This window comes from Streptomyces sp. NPDC046805 (assembly GCF_040645355.1).
Lineage (GTDB): Bacteria > Actinomycetota > Actinomycetes > Streptomycetales > Streptomycetaceae > Streptomyces.
The window spans coordinates 165,968-188,598 of the sequence record NZ_JBEYYC010000014.1 but is presented as its reverse complement, the minus strand read 5'-3'; the positions used below and the strand labels follow the sequence as shown (position 1 = coordinate 188,598).

Here is a 22,631-nt window from a genome sequence, read left to right as displayed (position 1 = left end):
CAGACCGCGGATCGGTCACCGTCTTTCGACGGGGGGACGGATCAGCCCAGTTGGGGATCGACCACCCAGGCGCCGCGCCGCATCACGCCCTTGAGGTCGAAGTTCTCGTCGAGGAGCACCAGGTCGGCGTGCTTGCCGGGCTCCAGGGAGCCCACGGTGTCGTCGATGCCCAGCAGCCGGGCCGGGGTGGCGGACAGGGCGGTCACCACGTCCTGCACCGGGAGCCGGTCGATCGTCACCGCCCGTTTGAAGGCGCGGTCCAGCGTCAGGGTCGAGCCCGCGATGGAGCCGCCGTGCACCAGACGCGCCACGCCCTCGCTGACCTCGACCTCCAGCGGGCCGAGCAGATAGCGGCCGTCGCCGGCGCCCGCCGCGTCCATCGCGTCCGTGATGAACGCGACCCGTCCCGCGCCCGCATGACGGAACGCCAGCTCCAGCGCGGCCGGATGCAGATGCGTACCGTCGTTGATCAGCTCGATCGTGACCCGCTCGTCCTGAAGCAGGGCCGCGACCGGACCGGGGGCGCGGTGGCCGAGGGCGGGCATGGCGTTGAAGAGGTGGGTGGCGACCGTCACGCCCGCGTCGATCGCCTCCACCGTCTGCTCGTACGTCGCGTCCGTGTGCCCGACGGCGGCGATGACACCGTGCTCCACCAGCAGCCGTACGGAGTCGATTCCGCCCGGCAGTTCGGTGGCGAGGGTGACCATCCGGGCCTTCCCGCGCGCCGCGTCGATCAGCGTGCGCATCTCCGCCGGGTCCGGGTCGCGCAGCAGCTCCTCGGAGTGCGCGCCCTTGCGGCACGGCGAGATGAACGGCCCCTCGAAGTGGATGCCCGCGATGTCGCCCTGCTCGGCCAGTTCGGACAGCAGCCCGGCCTGCTTGACCAGGAGGTCCGTCTCGTCGGTGACGGTCGAGGCGACCAGCGTGGTGGTGCCGTGCTCGCGGTGGGTGCGGATGCCGTGCAGGATCTCGCCGGCGGTCCCGGAGGAGAAGGAGGCGCCGCCCCCGCCGTGGTTGTGCAGATCGACGAAGCCGGGGACCAGCCAGTGGCCGCTGACGTCGACGACCTCGGCGTGCGCCGGGGCGGCGCCCGCGATCCGCGTGCCGTCGACGATCACCTGCCCGTCCGGCACGACTCCCGTGGGCAGCACCACTCGGGCACCGGTCAGAATCTTGGCCATCAGGCGGTTACCTCCGGAGTCGTCGCAGTGGTCGTCAGCAGGTCCTGGGCGAGCAGCCCCGCGCCCAGGCATCCGGCCAGGTCGCCGAGGGCGGCGGGGACGATGGACGGCAGTCGCTGGAAGGTGACGCGGCGTCGGACGGCGTCCCGCAGCGGTGTGAACAGGGTGTCGCCCGCCTCGGCCAGCCCGCCGCCGATGACGAGCCGGCCCGGGTCCAGCAGGGTGAGCGCGGTGACGAGCCCGTCGGCCAGCGCGTCCACCGCGTCCTGCCAGACCCGCGTCGCGTTCGGGTCGCCGGACGTGACGGCCTTCGCGCAGTCGGCCGCGCCCGCGTCCGGGTCGCCGCAGGCCGCCGCCCATGCCTCGCTCACCGCCGCCGCGGACGCGTACCGCTCCAGGCAGCCGCGCTGCCCGCACGGGCACGGGCTGCCCCCGGGCCGTACGACGACATGGCCGATCTCGCCCGCCGAGCCGTGCGCGCCCGCCTCCATCCGGCCGTCCAGGCCGATGGCCCCGGCGAGCCCGGTGCCGAGCGCGACGAACAGGAACCGGTCCGCGCCCCGGCCCGCCCCGAGCCGGGCCTCGGCGAGCCCGCCGGTGCGCACGTCGTGGCCGAGGGCCACCGGCACGCCGAGCCGCCGCGCGAGCAGGTCGCGCAGGGGTACGTCGCGCCAGCCGAGGTTGGCCGAGTAGACGGCGATGCCCCGCGCCTCGTCGACGACACCGGCGACGGCGACCCCGACGGCGGCGGCCGGGCCGCCGAGGTGCTCCGCGCCGTACGCGTGCAGCTCGGCGGCGAAGTCGAGGATGTTGCCGACCACGGCGTCGGACCCGCGCTCGCGCCCGGTCGCCCGCCGGGCGCGGTGCAGCGGCTCGCCCTCCGGACCGACCAGGGCGGCCTTCATCCCGGTGCCGCCCACGTCGAGCGCGATGACATGTCTCACCGGACCAGTGTGGACCGCCGACCCGAAAGAGGTCTAGTCCACTCACGTGATGTAGACCTTACGGGTCCATTGTTGAGAGATGAAACACCGGGTTGGGGCACTATCAGTGGGTCGGCGTAGAGCAGGAATGATCGCGGCCGTGTCCGCGCTGGGCATGACGGCGGCCCTCGGCGGCTGCAGCAGCGTGGACTCACCCGACGTGACCCTCAAGCTGGTCGCGGCCGACTACGGCGACTCGCCGGCCAACAGCTCCCGGAGGTACTGGGACAAGCTGGCCAAGGCGTACGAGGCCCGGCACCCCGATGTGAGGGTCGACGTCAGCGTCTACTCCTGGAACGACGTCGACCGCAAGGTCAAGGCGATGGTCGACGCCGGCCACGCGCCCGACCTCGCGCAGATCGGCGCCTACGCGGACTACGCGGCCAAGGGCAAGCTGTACCAGGCCTCCGACCTGCTCTCCATCCCCGTCCAGGCCGACCTGCTGCCCCAGCTCGCCGACGCGGGCCAGGTCAACCACGTGCAGTACGGCATCCCGTTCGCCGCCTCCACCCGCGTGCTCTTCTACAACAAGGACCTGTTCGCGAAGGCCGGCATCACCCCGCCCACCACCTGGAGCGCCCTGGCCTCCGACGCCGCCGCGCTCAAGGCCCAGGGCGTGAAGTACCCGTACGCGCTGCCGCTCGGGCCCGAGGAGGCCCAGGCCGAGACCATGCAGTGGCTGCTGAGCGGCGGCGACGGCTACACCAACTCCATCGGTACCTACACCCTCGACTCCACGCAGAACATCCAGACCTTCGACTGGATCAAGAACGACCTCGTGGCCAAGGGACTGACCGGACCGGTCGCGCCGGGCCGGCTCAACCGCGCCGACGCCTTCGCCGCCTTCGCCAAGGGTCAGGTCGGCATGCTCAACGGCCATCCCACGCTGATCCGCCAGGCCGCGCAGCAGGGCGTGAAGTTCGGCATGGTGCCGATGCCGGGGCGGACCGGGACGGCCAAGTCCGCGATGGGCGTCACCGACTGGATGATGGCCTTCAAGCAGAACGACCACGCCAAGGAGGTCGGTGACTTCCTGGACTTCGTCTACAGCGAGAAGAACGTCCTGGACTTCTCCCGCGAGTACGGACTGCTGCCGGTCACCACGTCGGCGTCCGACACGATGTCCACGGCCGGGCGGGACAAGGACCTCCACCCCTTCCTGAGCCAGCTCGCCAACTCCGAGCTCTACCCGGCCGGCAAGACCACCTGGGCCGAGACCAGCGCCGCCATCAAGAAGAACATCGGCCAGGCCGTCGCCCCCGGCGCCAGCCCGGCCACCGTCCTCAGCCGCCTCCAGGCGGACGCGGCCACGGCGGACAGCCGCGCCACGAACTGAGCCGCCGCTGTCGGTGCCCGGCGTTACGGTGCAGAACATGGAACGGGACAGGCCGGAAGAACTCCGCCCACCGCAGAAGGCGATCCTCGCCCTGGAGCGCCGCTCCTTCCCGGGCCCCGGCGCGAAGGAGCGGGCGATACGCGAGGAACTGGGCCTCGCCCCCGTCCGCTACTACCAGCTCCTGAACGCCCTCCTGGACGACGAGCGGGCCCTGGCCCACGACCCGGTCACGGTCAACCGCCTGCGCAGAGTCCGCGACACCCGCCGCTCGGAGCGCTGAGCCGGGCTCCCCGCTCCGCGTCGCCATGCGTGCACCGCCGCCCGCCTGGATAAGGTCGTTCGTATGGGTACCCATACGACGGACTCGACCGGATCCGAGGGCGCGCTGCCGGTGCCCGTGACCCAGGCCGGGCGGGAGGGGCTCGCGGCGCTGCTCGCACGGCCGGGCTCCGCCGTGATCGGGCTGGACTTCGACGGGACGCTGGCGCCGATCGTGGCCGACCCGGAGCAGGCCCGCGCCCACCCCGACGCCGTGTCCGCGCTCGCCGCCCTCGCCCCGAAGGTGGCCGCCGTCGCCGTGGTCACCGGACGGCCCGCCGGGGTCGCCGTACGGCACGGAGGCTTCGCCGGCGTGCCCGGGCTGGAGCACCTCGTCGTCCTCGGCCACTACGGCGCCGAACGCTGGGACGCGGTCACCGCCACGGTCAGCGCCCCCGCCCCGCACCCCGGCGTCGCCGCCGTACGGGCGGAACTGCCCGGCTTCCTCGACCGGATCGGCGCCTGGCACGGCACCTGGATCGAGGAGAAGGGGCGCGCCCTCGCCGTGCACACCCGCCGGGCCGAGGACCCGCAGGCCGCCTACGAGGCCCTCCGCGAACCCCTCGCCGACCTCGCCGCCCGGCACGGCCTGATCGTCGAGCCGGGCCGGCTGGTCCTCGAACTCCGCCCGCCCGGCATGGACAAGGGCGCCGCCCTCCTGGAGTACGCGCGCGAGATCGGCGCCGCGTCCGTCCTGTACGCCGGCGACGACCTCGGCGACCTGCCCGCCTACGCCGCCGTCGACAAGCTCCGCTCCGACGGCGTCCCCGGCCTGCTCGTGTGCAGCGGCAGCTCCGAGGTGACCGAACTCGCCGAGCGCGCCGACCTGGTGGTCGACGGCCCGGCAGGAGTCGTACGCCTGCTGAAGGCGCTGGCCGATCAGCTGGACTGATCGTCCTCCAGGGCGTGCAACTGGTCCAGGAACCACTGCGCCGGGGGAAGCGCCGTCGCCGCCGCGGCCAGCCGCTTCGTGCGTTCGGCCCGTTCGTCGTGCGGCATGGTGAGCGCCCGGTGCAGGGCCTGGGCCGTACCCACGACGTCGTACGGATTGACGGTCAGCGCGTCCTCGCCCAGCTCCTCGTACGCCCCCGCCTCCCGCGAGAGCACCAGCGCGCAGCCCTCGTCGGAGACGACCGGCACCTCCTTGGCGACCAGGTTCATGCCGTCCCGGATCGGGTTGACCAGCGCCACGTCCGCCAGCCGGTACGCGGCGAGCGAGCGCGCGAAGTCGTCCTTGACGTGCAGCACCACCGGCGTCCAACCCGGCGTCCCGTACTGGTCGTTGATCTCCGCGGCGAGCCGCTGGACCTCCGCCGTGTAGGCGCGGTACACGGCCAGGTCCTGCCGCGACGGGTAGGCGAAGGCCAGATGCACCACCCGCTCGCGCCACTCCGGGTGGTCCTCCAGCAGCTGCCGGTACGCCAGCAGTCCGCGCACGATGTTCTTGGACAGCTCGGTCCGGTCGACCCGGACGATCGCCTTGCGCCCCTCGCCGATCTCGGCCCGCAGCGCCGCCATCCGCTCGGTCACGTCCGGCCGGTGCGCCCGCGCCCGCAGGAAGTCCGCGTCCGCGCCGAGGCCGTGCACCCCGATCCGGGTGCCGGAGGGGATGCCGGGCCCGAGCACGGCATGGCAGCAGTCGGTGAACGCGTCCGCCCAGCGCTGCGTCAGGAAAGCCGCCCGGTCCGCGCCCAGGATTCCGCCGAGCAGCTCGGCCGCGATGTCGTCCGGCAGCAGCCGGAAGTACTCCGGCGGCGCCCAGGGCGTGTGTGAGAAGTGCCCGATGCGCAGGTCGGGACGGAGCTGGCGGAGCATCCGGGGCACCAGCGCCAGGTGGTAGTCCTGCACGAGGACCTCCGCACCGTCGGCGGCCTCCTCGGCCAGCGCCTCGGCGAACGCCCGGTTGTAGGCCTCGTACGACGCCCACTGCCGCCGGAACTCCGCGTCGAAGACGGGCTCCAGCGGGGTCTGGTAGAGCATGTGGTGGACGAACCACAGCACGGAGTTGGCGATCCCGTTGTATGCGTCGGCGTAGACCGTCGCGTCGATGTCGAGCATCCGCACCTGCTGCCCGCCGGTGACGTCCGCGGACAGCCGCCGCCCGCCGTGGGAGCGCCGTACGGCCTCCCGGTCGGCGTCGCTCAGCGCGGCGCACACCCACACCGCGTCCGTGTGCGGCCCGATGGCCGACAGCCCGGAGACCAGCCCGCCGCCACCCCGCTTGGCGTGCAGCGCGCCGTCCTCGCGCACCTCGTACGAAACCGGGCCGCGATTGGACGCGACCAGCACCTCGGCACCGTGCGTTGAAGCCATACGCGTCAACCTAGCCCGGCCCGTAAACCCTCAAACTCGTATACGGCCGCTCGACAGCCGCCGCGCGAACGATCAGGCCACCCGGCGCGAGGCGTACTCCGCGATCTCCACCATCGGCGGCCGCTCCTCGGTGTCCACCGAGTAGGTGCGCGGCTCGAAGCCCTCCTCGCCCCGCTCGAACTGGGTGAGCGCCGGGCGGACGAGATGCCCGCGGGCCAGCCGGAGCTGTGCGGTGCGATAGATCGCGGCTGCCATCCGGCCCAGTGCCTGCCCGTCCTGGTGCCGGTGCTTGCGCACGCCCACGTCGACCTGGGCCAGCGCGTCCAGGCCCACCAGGTGCAGGGCGTCGACCAGCATGCCCAGCTCGACGCCGTATCCGACGGGGAACGGCAGTTGCTCGAGGAGCGAGCGGCGCGCCGCGTACTCGCCGCCCAGCGGCTGCACGAACCCGGCCAGCTGCGGCCAGTGCATGTTCAGCAGCGGACGGGCCATCAGCTCGGTGACCCGGCCGCCCTGCCCGGCCGCCCCGCCGAGCGGACGGTCGTACATCGCCTTGACCAGGTCCACCTCCGGGTCGGTGAGCAGCGGGCCCACGATCCCGGAGACGAAGTCGGAGGAGAACTCCTTCAGGTCCGCGTCGATGAAGCAGACGATGTCCCCCGTGGTGACCAGCAGCGACCGCCACAGCACCTCGCCCTTGCCGGGCACGGCGGGTATGCGCGGCAGGATCTCGTCGCGGTGCACGACCCGCGCGCCCGCGGCGGCGGCCACCTCGGAGGTGCGGTCGGTGGATCCCGAGTCGACGACGACGATCTCGTCGACGAGCGGGGCCTGCTCCACGAGGTCGTGGCGGATCACGGTGACGATGTCGCCGACCGTCTCCTCCTCGTTGAGCGCGGGCAGCACGACGGAGACCGACTGCCCCGTGCGCTGCTTGGCCGCCAGGATCTGGTGGAGCGGCCGGTCGGTCACGGACCAGGAGCGGGTGCTCAGCCAGCGCTCGACTTCTTCCAGCACGGTCTGCGGATCCTCACTGTTCGTGATCACACCTGTGCCCCGTGTGATCCATCTCGCGGTTCGGACGTCTCTCTCAACTGTCCTGGCCTTCGGTTACAGTCTTGAACAACGCGGATGACCATCGCATGTCGGGGGTCACCGGCGTTCACAACCGCATACAGCTCATCCAGAGGGGCAGAGGGACACGGCCCGATGAAGCCCCGGCAACCCTCCGGCCGGTACTCGTCTTATCCAGCGAGGCTCCCGGCTTGGGAAGGTGCCAAATCCGTCTCACGGCGAGATGCGTCGTGAGGAAGATGAGGAGAAAGGGCCTCGCCTCACATGGCTGTGCAGACTGTCGTTTCCACCACTGCCAACCCCACGCGATCCCTCGATCATTCCGTCGACCTCGGCCCCGCCGCCGCCCTGAGCTGCCGCGAGTGCGGGCACCGCGTGCCGCTGGGTCCGGTCTTCGCCTGCGAGGAGTGCTTCGGCCCGCTCGAGATCGCGTACGACTTCTCGGCGTACGACACCGAGGAACTCCGCCGCCGCATCGAGTCGGGCCCCGCGAACATCTGGCGCTACGCGCCCCTGCTCCCCGTCCCGGCGGACGTGGCCGACAAGCCCAACATCAACCCCGGCTGGACCAAGCTCGTCCAGGCCGACAACCTGGCCCGTGAACTCGGCGTCACCGGCGGGTTGTATGTGAAGGACGACTCCGGCAACCCGACGCACTCCTTCAAGGACCGCGTCGTCGCCCAGGCCCTGGAGGCCGCCCGCGCCTTCGGCTTCACCACCCTCTCCTGCTCCTCGACCGGCAACCTGGCCGGTGCGGTGGGCGCCGCCGCGGCCCGGGCCGGCTTCCGCTCCTGCGTGTTCATCCCGCACGACCTGGAGCAGGGCAAGATCGTCATGGCCGCGGTCTACGGCGGCGACCTCGTCGGCATCGAGGGCAACTACGACGACGTGAACCGCTTCTGCTCCGAGCTGATCGGCGACCCGGCCGGCGAGGGCTGGGGCTTCGTCAACGTCAACCTCCGGCCGTACTACGCGGAGGGCTCCAAGACGCTCGCGTACGAGATCTGCGAGCAGCTCGGCTGGCGCCTGCCCGACCAGATCGTCGTCCCCATCGCCTCCGGCTCCCAGCTCACGAAGATCGACAAGGGGCTGAAGGAGCTCATCGAGCTCGGGCTGGTCGAGGACCGGCCGTACCGGATCTTCGGCGCGCAGGCCGAGGGCTGCTCGCCGGTGTCGACGGCCTTCAAGGCCGGTCACGACGTGGTCCGCCCGCAGAAGCCGGACACCATCGCCAAGTCCCTCGCCATCGGCAACCCGGCCGACGGCCCCTACGTCCTCGACATCGCGCGCCGCACCGGCGGCGGGGTGGAGGACGTGACGGACGAGCAGATCGTGGACGCCATCAGGCTGCTCGCCCGGACCGAGGGCATCTTCGCCGAGACGGCGGGCGGTGTGACGGTGGGCGTCACCCGCAAGCTGATCGACAGCGGCGTGCTCGACCCGACGAAGACGACCGTCGTCCTCAACACCGGCGACGGCCTCAAGACCCTGGACGCGGTGGCCGGCACCGGGCTGACCGCGACCATCCGCCCGAACCTCGACTCCTTCCGAGAGGCTGGCCTCGCATGAGCGTGACCGTCCGCATTCCCACCATCCTGCGCACCTACACCGGCGGCGAGGCCGAGGTGAACGCCGACGGCGCGACCCTCGCCGACGTCATCGCCGACCTGGAGAAGAACCACACCGGCATCGCCGCCCGGGTCCTCGACGACCAGGGCAAACTGCGCCGCTTCGTCAACGTGTACGTCAACGACGACGACGTCCGTTTCGAGCAGGGCCTTCAGACCGTGACCCCGGACGGCGCGGGAGTCTCCATCATTCCGGCGGTCGCCGGCGGTTGATCATTACCTTTGGTAACTCCGGTTACCGATGGTGCGTCGCATTGCCCCCTCCGTGAGAGAAACGGAGGGGGCAATTCAGCGTGATTGAGCGCGGTACAGTTGGGGAACGCGTTCCCGATCTCCGGGGCGCAAGCCATGGATTCTTGCCGCACACCTGACGAGAAGTAGCCAAACTGCGCGCGCTCTTCGCGGCATTTGTTCCTTTTGTGGGGCCCGACTTGCCCTGAATTTCGGTGAATTCTCGCCACATTCCGGATCGTACGCGTCCAGAATTCTCGTCCGATTGACCTGTTGCAGACGGCAGTTGGGCAGATACATTCAGCCGCGGTCGACGCGTTCCGGCGCACGCCCCCAAAGCGTGAGGGGTGAGGTCTGACCCGGATCCGCGAAGTGCGGATCTGTGCAAGGGCCAGTAATAGGGGAGTTAGGCATGGCTCAGGGCACCGTCAAGTGGTTCAACGCGGAGAAGGGGTACGGCTTCATCGCGGTCGACGGTGGTGCGGACGTCTTCGTCCACTACAGCGCGATTCAGATGGACGGCTACCGCACCCTGGAAGAGGGCCAGCGGGTCGAGTTCGAGATCTCGCAGGGCCAGAAGGGCCCGCAGGCCGACATGGTTCGCGTCACCGCCTGAACGTTCTTGTCGCGAAGGGCCCGTACCCGGCTGGGTGCGGGCCCTTCGTCATGCCGGGGGCCGGCCGCCGCGCCCGCCGCGCGTGGCTGAACCGCCCTCAAACCCTCATAGCCGCTTGCACTCGACCATGCCGAGTGCTAATCATTGGCGTTAGCACTCTGAAGGTGAGAGTGACAATGAAGGACCGGGTCGGTGAGGCCCGCAGGCCGGGTGGGGCAAGGAACCACAAGGCCGGCGAGCCGTCCGTCGCGGGCGCGGGCGCGGTCCGAAGTAATCACCCCCAGTCCTGGAGGGACCACTTCACATGGCCAAGATCATCGCGTTCGACGAGGAGGCGCGGCGCGGCCTCGAGCGCGGCATGAACCAGCTCGCGGACGCCGTCAAGGTGACGCTCGGTCCCAAGGGCCGCAACGTCGTCCTCGAGAAGAAGTGGGGCGCCCCCACGATCACCAACGATGGTGTCTCCATCGCCAAGGAGATCGAGCTCGAGGACCCGTACGAGAAGATCGGCGCCGAGCTGGTCAAGGAAGTCGCCAAGAAGACGGACGACGTCGCCGGTGACGGTACGACCACCGCGACCGTGCTCGCCCAGGCCCTGGTCAAGGAAGGCCTGCGCAACGTAGCCGCCGGCGCCAACCCGATGGCCCTCAAGCGCGGTATCGAGAAGGCCGTCGAGGCCGTCTCCGCCGCCCTGCTCGACCAGGCCAAGGACGTCGAGACCAAGGAGCAGATCGCCTCCACGGCCTCCATCTCCGCCGCCGACACCCAGATCGGTGACCTCATCGCCGAGGCCATGGACAAGGTCGGCAAGGAAGGCGTCATCACCGTCGAGGAGTCGCAGACCTTCGGTCTCGAGCTCGAGCTCACCGAGGGCATGCGCTTCGACAAGGGCTACATCTCGGCGTACTTCGCGACCGACATGGAGCGTATGGAGGCCGTCCTCGACGACCCGTACATCCTCATCTACAACGGCAAGATCTCCTCGGTGAAGGACCTGCTCCCGCTGCTGGAGAAGGTCATGCAGTCGGGCAAGCCGCTGCTGATCATCGCCGAGGACGTTGACGGCGAGGCCCTGTCGACCCTGGTCGTCAACAAGATCCGCGGCACCTTCAAGTCCGTCGCCGTCAAGGCCCCGGGCTTCGGTGACCGCCGCAAGGCCATGCTCGGCGACATCGCCATCCTCACGGGCGGCGAGGTCATCTCCGAGGAGGTCGGCCTCAAGCTGGAGAACGCCGGTCTCGACCTGCTGGGCCGCGCCCGCAAGGTCGTCGTCACCAAGGACGAGACCACCATCGTCGACGGCGCCGGCTCCGCCGAGCAGGTGCAGGGTCGCGTGAACCAGATCCGCGCCGAGATCGACGGCAGCGACTCGGACTACGACCGCGAGAAGCTGCAGGAGCGCCTGGCGAAGCTCGCCGGCGGTGTCGCGGTCATCAAGGCCGGTGCCGCCACCGAGGTGGAGCTCAAGGAGCGCAAGCACCGCATCGAGGACGCCGTCCGCAACGCCAAGGCGGCCGTCGAGGAGGGCATCGTCGCCGGCGGTGGCGTGGCCCTGCTCCAGACCTCCCCGGTCTTCGACAAGCTCGACCTGGAGGGTGACGAGGCGACCGGCGCCAACGCCGTGAAGCTCGCCCTGGAGGCCCCGCTCAAGCAGATCGCCGTCAACGGTGGCCTGGAGGGTGGCGTCGTCGTCGAGAAGGTGCGCAACCTGCCCGTCGGCAACGGCCTGAACGCCGCCACCGGCGAGTACGTCGACATGATCGCCGAGGGCATCATCGACCCGGCGAAGGTGACCCGTTCCGCGCTGCAGAACGCCGCCTCCATCGCCGCGCTGTTCCTCACCACCGAGGCCGTCATCGCCGACAAGCCGGAGAAGGCCGCCGCGGCCGCTCCGGGCGGCATGCCGGGCGGTGACATGGACTTCTGAGCCTGACGGCTCGGACCCGGTCCACTGCTGCCGAGGGCGGCACCCCCTGACGACAGGGGGTGCCGCCCTCGGCGCATTATTGCCTTGCCCATGACAACTGTCCTCTGTTGAATCACCAGTTCCGCTCATCCGCAACTGGACTCACGGAGATGACAGTGGTTCAACTACCCACCCGACACAGATGGTTGACGGCCTGCGCCCTCATCGCTCTCGCCGCCACCGGTCTCGCCTCGCCCGCGCACGCGGACGACCACACACCCAAGGCCCGGCACTCCTCCCACGCACCGCGGCACGGTCACAACAGCACCTGGACCCAGGAGCCCAAGCCCGACTACGCGGACCCGGGCACCGTCATGCACCCGCACACCTTCGGCGCTCCGGGCGGCTCCACCGACCCCGCCGACTTCCAGATGATCCAGGGCAGCGACCTCAGCGGCCGTATCGCGGACCTGGACGCCGCCCTCTACAAGCAGGGCGTGCAGGACCTGATGACCCAGGCCAACCGCACCGCCACCACCGGCATCGACTGCACCACCGACCCCTTCGGATCCGGCGACCGCGGCACCCCGCTCGCCCCCACCACGAAGTACTGCTGGCAGAGCGACGACGCCACCACCAAGGAGTGGATCCCGCAGGCGGTCAGCGGAGTCTCCGACGCGCAGGACGACGAGTACTGGGGCGTCAAGCGCCCGATCACCGTCGGGTCGTACGACGCCTGGAACCCGGGACGGGACAACGACTGGCCCGACGGCACCAAGGGCGACGGCGTCTGTCAGTCCAGCGAGCCGGACTCCTGCAACGAGAAGGGTGTCCGCATCACCTTCCTCGACCCGGACACCAACAAATACCGCCATGTCCTGCTGGTCTGGCCGTACTACAACAGCTTCAACCACATCTCCTTCGACGCGGTGCACGCCGACGAGGACCCGCTGCAGAAGGGCATCCACGCCGGCGGCATGGTCTGGTACGGCAACTACCTGTACGTCGCGGACACCATGGCGGGCATCCGGGTCTTCGACATGCGCGACATCATGGACCTCAACCCCGACCAGGACGCGACCGTCGACGACCCCACGCAGGACGGTCTCACCAGCAACGTCCAGGACACCCGCCAGGTCGGCCGGCAGAACAACGTCTGGTACAGCTACGGCTACCGCTATGTGATGCCTCAGGTCGCCACCTGGAAGTTCGCGCAGCCCCAGTACAACAAGAACAAGTACCAGGACGGCACGTCGATCACCTGGTGCGAGGACATCGGCGCCCCGAAGGACTCGTACCTCTCCCTGGACCGCAGCACCACCCCCGACGAGCTGGTCATGGGCGAGTACTGCCGACCCGGTCAGGACAAGGACCACAGCAACCAGTCCAAGCCCTCCACCGGCCGCATCGCCGGCATCCCGCTGAACGGCACGACGGGCGAGATCAGCAGCAGCGGCGGCATCAGTGACGTCTCCGCATGGGGCAACTTCCTGCCCAAGGACGGCAACCAGGGCGCCGCGAAGTACCAGGGCAAGTTCTATCTGAACCAGAGTCACCTCTACGACAGCGGCAGCCTCTGGCGCGCCACCATCACCGGCGGCTCGCTGCTCACCAACGGCAACGAGATCCCGACCGCCGTCGGTCCTGAGGACATGTACGTCGAGCACGGCACCGCCACCGGCGCCGCGCCGCTGCTGTGGTCGGTCACCGAGCACCGGGAGAACTTCGAGGACCCGAGCTGCTACGACGATCCCACCGACCCGTACGTGGGCGGCGGGTTCGTCGAACCGTCCCAGTGCGGCCGGGTGCTCTACGCCCACAAGCTGAGCAGCATCGCGGCACAGCCGTAGCCGTCCCCTTTTTCTCTCTTGCGAGGGCGGTACTCCCCGGCGACAGCGGGGGAGTACCGCCCTCGGACGTGGCCGGAGTCACAGGAGGGGATCGCGGGACGGCGGAATGTCATGCCAGAGGGTCCGGTTGATGCTGAGGGACGGTAAATGCGTGCGCACATACTGTCTGGAATGCCCGGCTGACCGAACCCTTCCCGAGGAGCCCCCTGCCGTGACTGCCCCCGCCGCGACCCGCGCAGCAGAGATCCTGTCCCGCCCGGTCTCCGTGAACGGCCTGACCGTTCCGAACCGCATCGTGATGGCCCCGATGACCCGCCAGTTCTCCCCGGGCGGCATCCCCGGCGAGGACGTGGTGTCGTACTACTCCCGCCGCTCCGCCGCGGGCGTCGGTCTGATCGTCACCGAGGGCACCTACGTCGGCCACGAGTCGGCGGGATTCAGCGGCCGCGTCCCGCGCTTCCACGGCGAGGAGCAGCTGGCAGGCTGGTCGAAGGTCGCCGAGGCCGTGCACGCGGCGGGCGGCACGATCGTGCCGCAGCTGTGGCACGTCGGCATCACGGACCGGGCGAGCGACACCTCGCCGTTCCCGGGCGCCCCCGCCGTCGGCCCGTCCGGCCTCGCCGCCGAGGGGGCGGAGCCCACCGGCAAGACCATGACCCAGCAGGACCTGGACGACGTGATCGCCGCCTTCGCGGAGGCCGCCGCCGCGGCGGAGCGCATCGGCATGGACGGCGTCGAGATCCACGGCGCCCACGGCTACCTCGTCGACCAGTTCCTGTGGGCGGGCACCAACCGCCGCACGGACGCGTACGGCGGCGACCCGGTGGCCCGTACGAAGTTCGCGGCGGAGATCGTGGCCGCGGTCCGCTCGGCGGTCTCCCCCGAGTTCCCGGTCCTCTTCCGCTACTCCCAGTGGAAGCAGCAGGACTACAAGGCCCGCCTCGCCGAGACCCCGGAGGAGCTGGACGCGCTCCTCTCCCCGCTCGCGGCGGCCGGCGTCGACGCCTTCCACGCCTCCACCCGCCGCTACTGGCTGCCCGAGTTCGAGGACTCGGACCTCAACCTCGCGGGCTGGACGAAGAAGCTGACGGGCAAGCCCACCATCACCGTCGGCTCGGTCGGCCTGGACGGCGACTTCATCCAGGCCTTCGCGGGCGAGGGCGCCCCGGCGGCCAACATCGACAACCTCCTGGACCGCCTGGAGCGCGACGAGTTCGACATGGTCGCCGTCGGCCGCGCCCTGCTCCAGGACCCGCAGTGGGCGGCGAAGGTCCTGGGCGGACGGTTCGACGAGCTGGCGGCCTACGACGCGGGGGCGCTGCGCTCGCTGAGCTGACGTCACTCGGTACGTGAGTCTGTACGTGGGCGGCACCCCGGGGTCGATGGGGTGCCACCCACGCGCTGTCCGGGGTCAGCCGCAGCAGCCCGAGCCGCCCGTGCCGGGTTCTTCGCCGTGGAGTTCGTCGTCGTGCCCGGCGGCGATCCGGGACCATTGCGCGGTCGGTCGTCCGTTCATACGGAACTGCTGGCCACGGGTTTCATACGGCTGCGGCCAGCCCGCCGGGGAGTCCTCCCAGGTCTCCTGCCGCCCGTGGACGGTCATGTCGAGGATGCCGTAGGACGGCGCCATGGGTTCGACCCCTCGGCCGGTGGTCCAGTACGTCTCGTAGACGCGGTCCCCGTCGCGCAGGTAGCACGCCTTCATTCCGAAGTGGCGGCCGGCGACGAGCCGTTCGTGCGACTCGACGGGCACGGAGTACCAGGGCATGTCCCACCCCATGAAGCGGCGGTAGCGGTCGGACTCCTCGAAGGGGCCCTGGCAGAAGGCGGCGAAAGTGACGTCGCGCTGGTGCAGACAGGACAGTTCGCGGACCGAGCCGGTGAAGAAGGTGCAGCCCTCGCACTGGTCGGCGGCGGGGCGGCCGTCGTGCCACATGTGATACGACGCGAACAGCTGGGTACGGCCCTCGAAGACGTCGATCAGGGGGACCTTCCCGTCGGCTCCGACGAGCGGAGTCGACGGGTCGACCTCGGTCATGGGCAGCCGTCGTCGTGCAGCGGCTATCGCATCGCCCTCCCGGGTGTGAGCCTTCTCCCGGGCGCGCAGGGAGTCGATCGAGGCCAGCCACTTGGAGCGGGCGACAACTGGCGGCTTGTTCATGGCAGTCATGCCCGTACTGACCTGGCGGTCGGCAGAAACTCATCGGGCAACGGTGTAGGCCGGACATGGTCGCCCTTGTCATGCTGTGCCTTGCCGACGCAGTGAGGGGACGTCATGCCGAGAGATCCGGGTGCCGAGGCCGTGATCGACGAGCGGTCGTGGTACGTCGCCAACGAACTGCTGGCGTTCCTGCTGGAGTTGGCGGCGCTGGGCTGCCTGGGGTGGTGGGGGTTCACCGTCGGCCGCGGTGCGGTCCTGCACGCTTTGCTCGGCCTGGGAATCCCCGCCCTGGCGATCGTCCTGTGGTCCTTGTTCGCGGCGCCGAGGGCGCGGTTGCGCCCGCGGCTGCCGCTCGTGCTCGTCGTCAAGGCGGTGGTGCTGGGCGGTGGGGCGGTGGCTCTGTACGGGGTCGATCATCCAGTGGCCGCAGTGGTCATGGCTGTTGTCGTGGTCGCGAACACGACGGTGGCCGAGGTCTTCCGCGGCACTCCGTCCACCTGACGGCCGACCTCTACAGGTTCCCCATCGGCTCGATGTCCACCCGCACCGGTGTGCCCCAGACGCGCAGCACCTCGTAGTCGGTGAACTCGTGGACCAGGCGGTAGGCCATGCCCGAGCGGGGGGCTCGGCGCTCGGCGGACAGGTAGCGCTCGGCCTCCTGGCGGTCGCGGCGTGGGGTGCCGCACAGCTGCCAGGACTGGCCGTTCCAGACCTCCGGGAGCCAGCGCTGCTGGGGCTGGGGGCGGTCGGCGCTGAGGCCGTAGCGGGACTGGGTGCGGTCGGGGGACTCGGCCGGGGTGCGGGGGCGGGCGTAGGTGTCGGCTACCGCGGTGCGGCGGGCCGTGCGGCGGCGGGTCTCGCAGAGCAGGCACAGGTCCGGGGCGTCCTTGTCCACCGGCCCGTTCGGGTGCTCGGGGCAGCGGGTCGCGGGCGCCGACGTCGCCACCGACTCGTCGAGCAGGTCCAGGGCACGCTTCAGGTCCGCCTTGACCTCGTGCAGCCTCGCGTCGGGCGTGTCGGCGGTCAGGGCTTCCCCGTGCTCGCCGAGCAGGCGCAGGGCCCGGCCCAGGGCGGTCAGCTGTGCGTGGTTCATGGGTCCAGCTTCGCACGGGGAGCCGACAGCCCTGCCAGGCCGTAGAAGAAGGTGGCCGCGAAGCCGACCACGTACCCCGTGAGCAGGCCGCCCGCGTAGATCGCCGCGGCAAGGGCCGGGCTCCGGTTGCCCGACAGGAGGGGGAACAGGGCCCAGCCCGACGGGCCGATGGCGGTGGAACCGACCTTGTCGCCGAGCATCGAGAAGAACCCGACGAAGGCACCGCCCGCCGCGCCGCCCGCGCAGGCCGTGAGGAAGGGGCGGCCCAGGGGGAGGGAGACGCCGTAGATCAGGGGCTCGCCGACGCCCAGCAACCCTGCGGGGAGCGCCGACTTGATCGTCGTACGCAGGGACGTGTCGTGGCGCAGGCGGACGTAGACGGCCAGGGCCGCGCCCACCTGGCCCGCGCCCGCCATCGCCAGGATGGGGAGCAGGACCGTGTAGCCCTGCTGCTCGATCAGGGTGGTGTGGATGGGGATGAGGGCCTGGTGCAGGCCCAGCATGACCAGGGGGAGGAAGAGCCCGCCCAGGATTAGTCCGGCGAGGACTCCTGTGTTGTCGAGCAGCCAGTTCGCCGCCGTGCCGATGGCCGCCGAGAGCTCGCCCGCCGCGTACATCAGGCCGTAGAGCGTGACGAGGCCCGTGAACAGGACGGTGAGGGTGGGGGTGACCAGGACGTCGAGGGCGTCCGGGAGACGGCCGCGGCACCACTTCTCCACGTACGTCCCCAGCAGCGCGGCCGCCAGTGCGCCGAGCGCGCCGCCCTGGCCGGGGGCCGCGGCCATGCCGAACACCGTCACCTTCGCCACCCCGGCGTACACGACGACCGCCGCGATCGCCCCGCCCAGGACGGGCGTTCCGCCGAACTCCTTCGCCGTGTTGTAGCCGACGAAGACCGGGATCAGCGCCATGAAACCGGAGGCGATGGAGGTGAGGGCCGGGGTGAGCCCCGGCAGCCAGCCGAGGTTGGTGAGGAGGCCGGCCAGACCCGCGATCACGCCGCAGCCGATGAGGGCGGGGATGAGGGGGACGAAGACGTTCGCGATGCGGCGCAGCAGGATCTTGCCGGGTGTCGCGTTGCGCCGACGCTGGACCGCCTTCAACTCCTCGCCCTTGGCCGCCAGTTGATCGGCGGCCGGGGCGGCGGCGGTCAGCAGCGCCTCGAAGGCGGGGGTGACGCGGGCGACCGTGCCCGGCCCGAGGACGATCTGGTACGTCTCGTCGTCCGCCACGACGCCGAGCACGGCGGGGAGTGCGCGCAGCGCCTCCTCCCGGACCAGGCCGCGGTCCCGCAGGCCCAGCCGGAGGCGGGTCATGCAGTGGGCGACGGAGACGACGTTCGCGGGGCCGCCCACGAGGGGGAGGATCGCCTCGGCGGCGATGCTGTCCGTGTTGTTCCTGCTGTCCGGTGTGCGCACTCCCCGAGGGTGCGGCTCAGCCGGTCGCCGCTGCCAGCGCGGCGCGCAGATGGCCGTCGCTCTCCTCCAGAAGGCGGGCGGCCGTCGGGCCGTCGACACCGGCCAGGATGGTGAGGATCGCGTTCTTCACCTCGCCGCCCGCCGCGCAGATGGCCGTCTCGATCTCGTCGTCCGTCGCGCCCGTGGCCAGGGCGACGATACGGCGGGAACGGGCGCGGAGCTTGTCGTTCGAGGCGCGGACGTCGACCATCAGGTTCCCGTACGTCTTGCCCAGGCGGATCATCGTGATCGTCGACAGCATGTTGAGGACCAGCTTCTGGGCCGTGCCGGCCTTCAGGCGGGTGGAGCCGGTGAGCAGTTCCGGGCCGACGACGACCTCGATGCCGTGCTCGGCCGCCGCCGCGAGGGCGCTGTCCGCGTTGCAGGCCAGACCGACGGTCAGGGCGCCGAGGGTGCGGGCGTGTTCGACGGCGCCGATGGCGTACGGGGTGCGGCCGGAGGCCGAGACGCCGACCACCGTGTCGTCGGGGGTCAGGCCCAGCCCGTCGAGGTCCTTGACGGCCAGGTCCGCGGAGTCCTCCGCGCCCTCGACCGAGGTGACCATGGCCGGTGGGCCGCCCGCGATCAGGCCGACGACCTGGGCGGGGTCGGTGTTGAAGGTGGGCGGGCACTCAGAGGCGTCCAGGACGCCGAGGCGGCCCGCGGTGCCCGCGCCGGCGTAGATCAGCCGCCCGCCGCGTGCCATGCGTGCGGCGACGGCGTCGATCGCGGCGGCGATCTGCGGCAGCCTCTCGGCCACGGCGGCGGGTACGGCCGTGTCCTCGGCGTTCATCAGCCGCGCGATGTCGAGGGTGGGCAGCCGGTCGATCTCGGCGAGTTCGGGCCGGAAGGCCTCGGTGGTCAGGGTCTCCAACTCGCTGCGCAGATCACGGGGGTCGGACGTGGAGGTCATGGGGGCGGCACTCTCCGGTTTCCTCTTGATACGGGCGCTGTGGCTCGCCTGGGGGCGCGGGACTGTTTCGATCTGCGGCTCCGCCGCGTGGGCGCGACCAGCCGCAACGGACCCGCAGATCCTCACAACGATCGGTCCTACGGTCTATCGCGGAGCAGACCGGTGCCTGTGCGCCAAGGCCTCATAGGACGCGGCCAGAGCCGGCGCAGCCGATTCGTACGTCCGCTGCGCCACCCCGATGAACAGGCAGTCCACCACCAGCAGTTGACTGGTCCGCGAGGACATCGCGGCGGGCCGCAGCTCGCTCTCCCGGGACGTGGACGTGGTCAGCACGTGGTCGGCGTACTGGGCCACCGGCGAGTCCGGGCGCCCGGTGATGGCGACGGTCGTCGCCCCGTGTTCGAAGGCGACCCGGAGCGGCTCTATGACGTCCCCGGTCGAGCCGGAGTGCGTGATCGCTATCGCCACGTCCCCGGCGCGCAGCTGCACCGCGTTGGTCACGGCGAGGTGCGGATCGCTGTGGGCGTGCGCTATCAGCCCTATGCGCAGCAGCTTCTGGGTGAGGTCCTGGGCGACGAGGCCCGATGCGCCGATGCCGTACACGTCCGTGCGCCGGGCCCCGGCCAGCGCGGCGACCGCCGCGCCGAGCTGCGCGGTGTCGAGGCCGGCGGCCGTGTCGGCGAGGGTCTGCTGCTCGTCGTAGGCGAGCTTGGCGACCACGTCGGCGATCGGGTCGTCGACCGCGATGTCGGTCGTGAGGGCGGGCGCGCGGCCGGACTGCTGCTGGGCGGCGAGGCCGGCCAGGGCGAGGCGCAGGTCGCGGTAGCCGGGGTAGCCGAGCAGGCGGGCGGTGCGGACGACCGTGGCCTCGCTGGTGCCGGTGAGTTCGGCCAGGCCGGTGACCGTGAGGGCGGCGCAGCCGGCCGGGTCGTGCGCGACGGCCTCGGCGACGCGGTGCATGGAGCGGGTCATGGAGGGGGCGAGGGTGCGCACCTTGGCGGCAAGGGCGGCGGGCGCCGGGGGAGCGTTCCCGGGTCCGAAAATTTCCTTCACGTCCTGGGTCACGTATGAAAGATATTTTCGGCTCGGCGTCGGGGTCAAGAGCGCGCACAATGGGACCATGGAGCCCGTAAGTCCCCTGGAACAAGCGCTGCACCATGCGCGCGCCCTCGTGCTCGCCGATCTCGTCGCGGGCGATGTCGCCCACGCGGACGTGGTCTCACTGGTCGAGGACGCGGTCGTCCAGCGACGCTGGTGGGTCGAGCAGTGGCCGGACGGCGCCGGGTTCGTGGCGGGACTGGTCGCGCAGGACGTGCAGGACGCCCTCCTCGAACGGTACGGGCGCTGGCCGCTGTGCCCGGTGTGCGGCTCCGGCGACCCGCACGCGCTGGACGTCGAGCCGGAGCTCGGGCCCGACCCGCACTGGGTGTGCGGGAAGGCGGGCGTGAAGGTCGCGGCGGTCGGTTCGCTGGGGCAGGCGACGGGTTTCGACGCGGACGGGGGCGCGGACGGGAACTCGTTCTCGTGAGGCGCCCGTGACGGTCTACATCGACCCCCCGGCCTGGCCCGGCCACGGGCGCCTGTGGTCGCATCTCGTGAGCGACGTCTCGTACGACGAACTTCACCTGTTCGCCGCCGGGTTGGACGTGCCGCGGCGGGCCTTCGAGCGCGATCACTACGACCTTCCCTCGCACCGATACGCGGACGCGGTGGCCGCCGGGGCGGTCGAGGTCAGCAGCCGCGAGGTGGTGCGGCTGCTGCACGACTCGGGGCTGCGCAGGCCCAAGGGACGTGTGGTACGCGGTCAGGGAGTGCCGGGCCGCAGTTCGTAGACGAGGTGCTCCTCGTCCTCGCCCGCCTGCCGGAAGCCGGCCCGTGAGACCACCGCCCGGGACGCGGTGTTGTCCCGCGCGATGGTCGCGAACATGCTCCGTACGTCGTCCCGTGCCAGCGCCCACCGCGACAGCGCGCGCAGGGCCTCGGTGGCGTAGCCCCGGCCGCGGGCCGCCTCGGCGAGGTCGTAGCCCAGCTCCACGCGGCCCTCCTCGTCCGGGGCGCCGTGGAAGCCCATGGCGCCGACGGCGCGGCCGTCCTCGTGCCGGACGAGGACGAAGACCCCGAACTCGGGTCGGTGCACGCCCCCGTCGTACGCCTTCAGAACCATCCCGGCGGCGTCCCGCGTGCCCTCGTACGGGCCGCCGTCGACCCACGTGAAGCCGCCGTCGCCGTCCAGGCGCAGGTCGCGGGCGGCGGCGGGCCGGACGCCGACCAGGGTGAGGCGGTCGGCGGGCAGGACGAGGTTGTTCGTCCAGCGCCACTCGGTGACCGGCGCGCGGCCGGGCAGTTCGCCGCGGCCGGTCGCCCACAGCAGCGTCCGCCAGGGGCCCGGGCCGGGCTGGACGTGCGGGAAGAGCCGCATCAGGACGGACTCGGCGAGCTCGTCGGACGGGGCGTATGCGAGCCCCAGGCCCACGGCGATGTCGTGCGTGTGCAGCAGCACCTCGGCGATGCCCATCGCGGCGAAGCCCTCGCGGTCCGCGCTGCGGAAGGGGTACGGGTGGAAGGCGCGCGCCTCGGGCGGGGCCGTGCGGACGGCGGCGGCGAGCAGGGCGCCGCCCGTCTCGATCACCTGCAGCAGGCCCGTGGTGCCGGTGCCTTCGTCGAGGGTGATCTGGAAGGGCACGTAGTCGTCCTGGGCGCGTCCGGCCAGCTGGCCGGCGTAGGCGACGAGATCCTCGGCGATGTGGAACGCCGTGGTGGCGCAACTCCACTCCAGGCGACCGGCCTTCACCGCGTCCCAGTCCCGGTCCGCCGCCGTACCCAGCACCGCCACGCAGTCCGCGACGGCCTCCTCCACCTGGTCCCCACCCCATGCACGCATGGGGCGCACCCTATGCGGCCGGGTCTGTCGGGGTCGACAGCATTTCCAGCTCGGAGGCCATGTTGTAGCGGGCCGTCGCCGTCCATTTCGCCTCGCCGTACGGCGTTCTGAACAGCCTGGGCAGGTCGAGGAGTTGACGCAGGATCGCGCCGCGGCCCGCCCGGAAGGCGTCGTTCGGGACGAAGTGGTACTCCTCGCGGACGGCCGCGGTGTAGGCCGCGTACGCGGACGGGGACGCGGCCAGGATCGCGAGGTCGGCGTCGCACAGGACCTGGCCGTCGCGGTCGTCGGGGGCCGGGTCGTGGGTGACGGTGAGCCGGACCAGACGGGCGACCTCGGCGACCTTCCCGGCCGGGACGCCGGCCTCGGTCAGGGCGCGCTCGGCGAGCCGGGCGGACCGCTCCTCGTTCTCGGACCGCTCGGGCAGGTAGACGGCGTCGTGGAACCAGACGGCCAGGCGGACGACGTCCGGGTCGTCCGCGTACTGCGCCAGCGCGTCGACGTGGTCGAGGACGGCGGTGAGGTGCGTGAGCGTGTGGTAGTGGCGCTGCGGCTCCTGCCAGCGGGCGAGGAGACGCTCGGCGTACGGCGCCGGGTCGGGGCCGCCGCCGGGGCCGCAGGCTCCTTCCAGGGCGCGGGTGAAGCGGGTGCGCAGGGCGTCGAGGTCGGCGAGTTCGGCCATGGGGTCAT

Annotated in this window: 23 protein-coding genes and 1 riboswitch; of the genes, 12 read left to right on the top strand and 11 right to left on the bottom strand. The window is 71.2% G+C overall.

Annotated features, from left to right (window positions below):
• Nucleotides 1–41: 41 nt before the first annotated feature.
• Both nagA and ABZ910_RS17625 read right to left on the bottom strand, forming a co-directional pair.
• Nucleotides 42–1,181: an N-acetylglucosamine-6-phosphate deacetylase gene (gene nagA, locus ABZ910_RS17630; protein ID WP_361365286.1), complete on the bottom strand. Its 1,140-nt coding sequence runs from the start codon at nt 1,179–1,181 to the stop codon at nt 42–44.
• The gene (locus ABZ910_RS17625; RefSeq protein WP_361365284.1) at nt 1,181–2,125 is read right to left on the bottom strand and encodes an ROK family protein; all 945 of its coding nucleotides are present in this window, start codon (nt 2,123–2,125) and stop codon (nt 1,181–1,183) included. Before ABZ910_RS17625 ends, nagA begins: the two co-directional genes overlap by 1 nt.
• Before the next feature lie 127 nt (nt 2,126–2,252).
• On the opposite strand from ABZ910_RS17625, the gene ABZ910_RS17620 reads away from it, so the two are divergent.
• The 3 genes from ABZ910_RS17620 to otsB all read left to right on the top strand — a co-directional run bounded on the left by ABZ910_RS17620 (nt 2,253) and on the right by otsB (nt 4,710).
• A complete protein-coding gene (locus ABZ910_RS17620; RefSeq protein WP_361365281.1) occupies nt 2,253–3,500 on the top strand; it encodes an extracellular solute-binding protein in 1,248 nt (415 codons plus the stop codon).
• A gap of 37 nt (nt 3,501–3,537) precedes the next feature.
• Nucleotides 3,538–3,780, top strand: coding sequence for a DUF3263 domain-containing protein (locus ABZ910_RS17615; protein ID WP_361365278.1), 243 nt, complete (start codon nt 3,538–3,540; stop codon nt 3,778–3,780).
• A 63-nt stretch (nt 3,781–3,843) separates the two neighbouring features.
• A complete protein-coding gene (gene otsB / locus ABZ910_RS17610) occupies nt 3,844–4,710 on the top strand; it encodes a trehalose-phosphatase (protein ID WP_361365275.1) in 867 nt (288 codons plus the stop codon).
• Here otsB and ABZ910_RS17605 read toward each other — a convergent pair.
• Nucleotides 4,698–6,131 carry a trehalose-6-phosphate synthase gene (locus tag ABZ910_RS17605; protein WP_361365272.1) on the bottom strand — a complete coding sequence of 478 codons (1,434 nt, stop codon included), beginning with the start codon at nt 6,129–6,131 and terminating at the stop codon, nt 4,698–4,700. The genes otsB and ABZ910_RS17605 overlap by 13 nt on opposite strands.
• Nucleotides 6,132–6,203: 72 nt before the next feature.
• Nucleotides 6,204–7,148: a glucosyl-3-phosphoglycerate synthase gene (locus ABZ910_RS17600; RefSeq protein ID WP_361365339.1), complete on the bottom strand. Its 945-nt coding sequence runs from the start codon at nt 7,146–7,148 to the stop codon at nt 6,204–6,206.
• Nucleotides 7,149–7,307: 159 nt separating this feature from the next.
• Nucleotides 7,308–7,451, top strand: a riboswitch (SAM riboswitch).
• 18 nt (nt 7,452–7,469) lie between these two features.
• On the opposite strand from ABZ910_RS17600, the gene thrC reads away from it, so the two are divergent.
• From thrC to ABZ910_RS17570, 6 genes are all read left to right on the top strand, one after another.
• Complete coding sequence (gene thrC, locus ABZ910_RS17595; RefSeq protein WP_361365270.1) at nt 7,470–8,774, top strand: threonine synthase; 1,305 nt, start codon at nt 7,470–7,472, stop codon at nt 8,772–8,774.
• Complete coding sequence (locus ABZ910_RS17590; protein ID WP_361365268.1) at nt 8,771–9,046, top strand: MoaD/ThiS family protein; 276 nt, start codon at nt 8,771–8,773, stop codon at nt 9,044–9,046. The genes thrC and ABZ910_RS17590 overlap by 4 nt, the downstream gene beginning before the upstream one ends.
• 430 nt (nt 9,047–9,476) lie before the next feature.
• Nucleotides 9,477–9,680 (top strand): cold-shock protein, encoded by a 204-nt coding sequence (locus tag ABZ910_RS17585; RefSeq protein WP_004986573.1) that lies wholly within the window; start codon nt 9,477–9,479, stop codon nt 9,678–9,680.
• 304 nt (nt 9,681–9,984) lie between these two features.
• Nucleotides 9,985–11,607 carry a chaperonin GroEL gene (gene groL / locus ABZ910_RS17580; protein ID WP_361365265.1) on the top strand — a complete coding sequence of 541 codons (1,623 nt, stop codon included), beginning with the start codon at nt 9,985–9,987 and terminating at the stop codon, nt 11,605–11,607.
• A gap of 155 nt (nt 11,608–11,762) precedes the next feature.
• The gene (locus ABZ910_RS17575) at nt 11,763–13,436 is read left to right on the top strand and encodes a hypothetical protein (protein WP_361365263.1); all 1,674 of its coding nucleotides are present in this window, start codon (nt 11,763–11,765) and stop codon (nt 13,434–13,436) included.
• Between the two features lie 211 nt (nt 13,437–13,647).
• Entirely contained in the window at nt 13,648–14,772 is a 1,125-nt protein-coding gene (locus ABZ910_RS17570; protein WP_361365260.1) for an NADH:flavin oxidoreductase, read from the top strand.
• A 75-nt stretch (nt 14,773–14,847) separates the two neighbouring features.
• On the opposite strand, the gene ABZ910_RS17565 is transcribed toward ABZ910_RS17570, so the two are convergent.
• The gene (locus ABZ910_RS17565) at nt 14,848–15,606 is read right to left on the bottom strand and encodes a DUF899 family protein (protein WP_361365258.1); all 759 of its coding nucleotides are present in this window, start codon (nt 15,604–15,606) and stop codon (nt 14,848–14,850) included.
• Between the two features lie 105 nt (nt 15,607–15,711).
• Between ABZ910_RS17565 and ABZ910_RS17560 the strand changes: the two genes are divergently transcribed.
• Nucleotides 15,712–16,098: a YrdB family protein gene (locus tag ABZ910_RS17560; RefSeq protein ID WP_361365256.1), complete on the top strand. Its 387-nt coding sequence runs from the start codon at nt 15,712–15,714 to the stop codon at nt 16,096–16,098.
• Between the two features lie 10 nt (nt 16,099–16,108).
• Here the strand turns inward: ABZ910_RS17560 and ABZ910_RS17555 are convergent, their stop codons facing one another.
• The 4 genes from ABZ910_RS17555 to ABZ910_RS17540 all read right to left on the bottom strand — a co-directional run bounded on the left by ABZ910_RS17555 (nt 16,109) and on the right by ABZ910_RS17540 (nt 20,125).
• Nucleotides 16,109–16,690, bottom strand: coding sequence for a hypothetical protein (locus ABZ910_RS17555; protein WP_361365253.1), 582 nt, complete (start codon nt 16,688–16,690; stop codon nt 16,109–16,111).
• A complete protein-coding gene (locus ABZ910_RS17550; RefSeq protein ID WP_361365250.1) occupies nt 16,687–18,108 on the bottom strand; it encodes a PTS transporter subunit EIIC in 1,422 nt (473 codons plus the stop codon). The genes ABZ910_RS17555 and ABZ910_RS17550 overlap by 4 nt, the downstream gene beginning before the upstream one ends.
• Before the next feature lie 16 nt (nt 18,109–18,124).
• Nucleotides 18,125–19,060 carry an N-acetylmuramic acid 6-phosphate etherase gene (gene murQ, locus ABZ910_RS17545; protein ID WP_361365247.1) on the bottom strand — a complete coding sequence of 312 codons (936 nt, stop codon included), beginning with the start codon at nt 19,058–19,060 and terminating at the stop codon, nt 18,125–18,127.
• A 144-nt stretch (nt 19,061–19,204) separates the two neighbouring features.
• A complete protein-coding gene (locus tag ABZ910_RS17540; protein WP_361365244.1) occupies nt 19,205–20,125 on the bottom strand; it encodes a MurR/RpiR family transcriptional regulator in 921 nt (306 codons plus the stop codon).
• A gap of 55 nt (nt 20,126–20,180) precedes the next feature.
• On the opposite strand from ABZ910_RS17540, the gene ABZ910_RS17535 reads away from it, so the two are divergent.
• Together ABZ910_RS17535 and ABZ910_RS17530 are read left to right on the top strand one after the other, a co-directional pair.
• Complete coding sequence (locus ABZ910_RS17535; protein ID WP_361365241.1) at nt 20,181–20,588, top strand: hypothetical protein; 408 nt, start codon at nt 20,181–20,183, stop codon at nt 20,586–20,588.
• Between the two features lie 7 nt (nt 20,589–20,595).
• A complete protein-coding gene (locus tag ABZ910_RS17530) occupies nt 20,596–20,892 on the top strand; it encodes a DUF4031 domain-containing protein (protein ID WP_361365238.1) in 297 nt (98 codons plus the stop codon).
• Here the strand turns inward: ABZ910_RS17530 and ABZ910_RS17525 are convergent.
• Both ABZ910_RS17525 and ABZ910_RS17520 read right to left on the bottom strand, forming a co-directional pair.
• A complete protein-coding gene (locus ABZ910_RS17525; RefSeq protein ID WP_361365236.1) occupies nt 20,865–21,941 on the bottom strand; it encodes a GNAT family N-acetyltransferase in 1,077 nt (358 codons plus the stop codon). The genes ABZ910_RS17530 and ABZ910_RS17525 overlap by 28 nt on opposite strands.
• 10 nt (nt 21,942–21,951) lie before the next feature.
• On the bottom strand, nt 21,952–22,623 hold the full coding sequence (locus tag ABZ910_RS17520; RefSeq protein ID WP_361365233.1) for a hypothetical protein: 672 nt from the start codon (nt 22,621–22,623) through the stop codon (nt 21,952–21,954).
• Nucleotides 22,624–22,631 lie beyond the last annotated feature (8 nt).

Excerpts from the sequence above, each read along its gene's own strand:
- murQ (WP_361365247.1), bottom strand. The coding sequence starts at position 19,060 with ATGACCTCCACGTCCGACCCCCGTGATCTGCGCAGCGAGTTGGAGACC.
- ABZ910_RS17525 (WP_361365236.1), bottom strand. The coding sequence starts at position 21,941 with ATGCGTGCATGGGGTGGGGACCAGGTGGAGGAGGCCGTCGCGGACTGC.
- ABZ910_RS17555 (WP_361365253.1), bottom strand. The coding sequence starts at position 16,690 with ATGAACCACGCACAGCTGACCGCCCTGGGCCGGGCCCTGCGCCTGCTC.
- ABZ910_RS17520 (WP_361365233.1), bottom strand. The coding sequence starts at position 22,623 with ATGGCCGAACTCGCCGACCTCGACGCCCTGCGCACCCGCTTCACCCGC.
- nagA (WP_361365286.1), bottom strand. The coding sequence starts at position 1,181 with ATGGCCAAGATTCTGACCGGTGCCCGAGTGGTGCTGCCCACGGGAGTC.
- ABZ910_RS17590 (WP_361365268.1), top strand. The coding sequence starts at position 8,771 with ATGAGCGTGACCGTCCGCATTCCCACCATCCTGCGCACCTACACCGGC.
- ABZ910_RS17560 (WP_361365256.1), top strand. The coding sequence starts at position 15,712 with ATGCCGAGAGATCCGGGTGCCGAGGCCGTGATCGACGAGCGGTCGTGG.
- ABZ910_RS17585 (WP_004986573.1), top strand. The coding sequence starts at position 9,477 with ATGGCTCAGGGCACCGTCAAGTGGTTCAACGCGGAGAAGGGGTACGGC.
- otsB (WP_361365275.1), top strand. The coding sequence starts at position 3,844 with ATGGGTACCCATACGACGGACTCGACCGGATCCGAGGGCGCGCTGCCG.
- ABZ910_RS17605 (WP_361365272.1), bottom strand. The coding sequence starts at position 6,131 with ATGGCTTCAACGCACGGTGCCGAGGTGCTGGTCGCGTCCAATCGCGGC.
- ABZ910_RS17620 (WP_361365281.1), top strand. The coding sequence starts at position 2,253 with ATGATCGCGGCCGTGTCCGCGCTGGGCATGACGGCGGCCCTCGGCGGC.
- ABZ910_RS17565 (WP_361365258.1), bottom strand. The coding sequence starts at position 15,606 with ATGACTGCCATGAACAAGCCGCCAGTTGTCGCCCGCTCCAAGTGGCTG.
- ABZ910_RS17535 (WP_361365241.1), top strand. The coding sequence starts at position 20,181 with ATGGAGCCCGTAAGTCCCCTGGAACAAGCGCTGCACCATGCGCGCGCC.
- ABZ910_RS17615 (WP_361365278.1), top strand. The coding sequence starts at position 3,538 with ATGGAACGGGACAGGCCGGAAGAACTCCGCCCACCGCAGAAGGCGATC.
- thrC (WP_361365270.1), top strand. The coding sequence starts at position 7,470 with ATGGCTGTGCAGACTGTCGTTTCCACCACTGCCAACCCCACGCGATCC.
- groL (WP_361365265.1), top strand. The coding sequence starts at position 9,985 with ATGGCCAAGATCATCGCGTTCGACGAGGAGGCGCGGCGCGGCCTCGAG.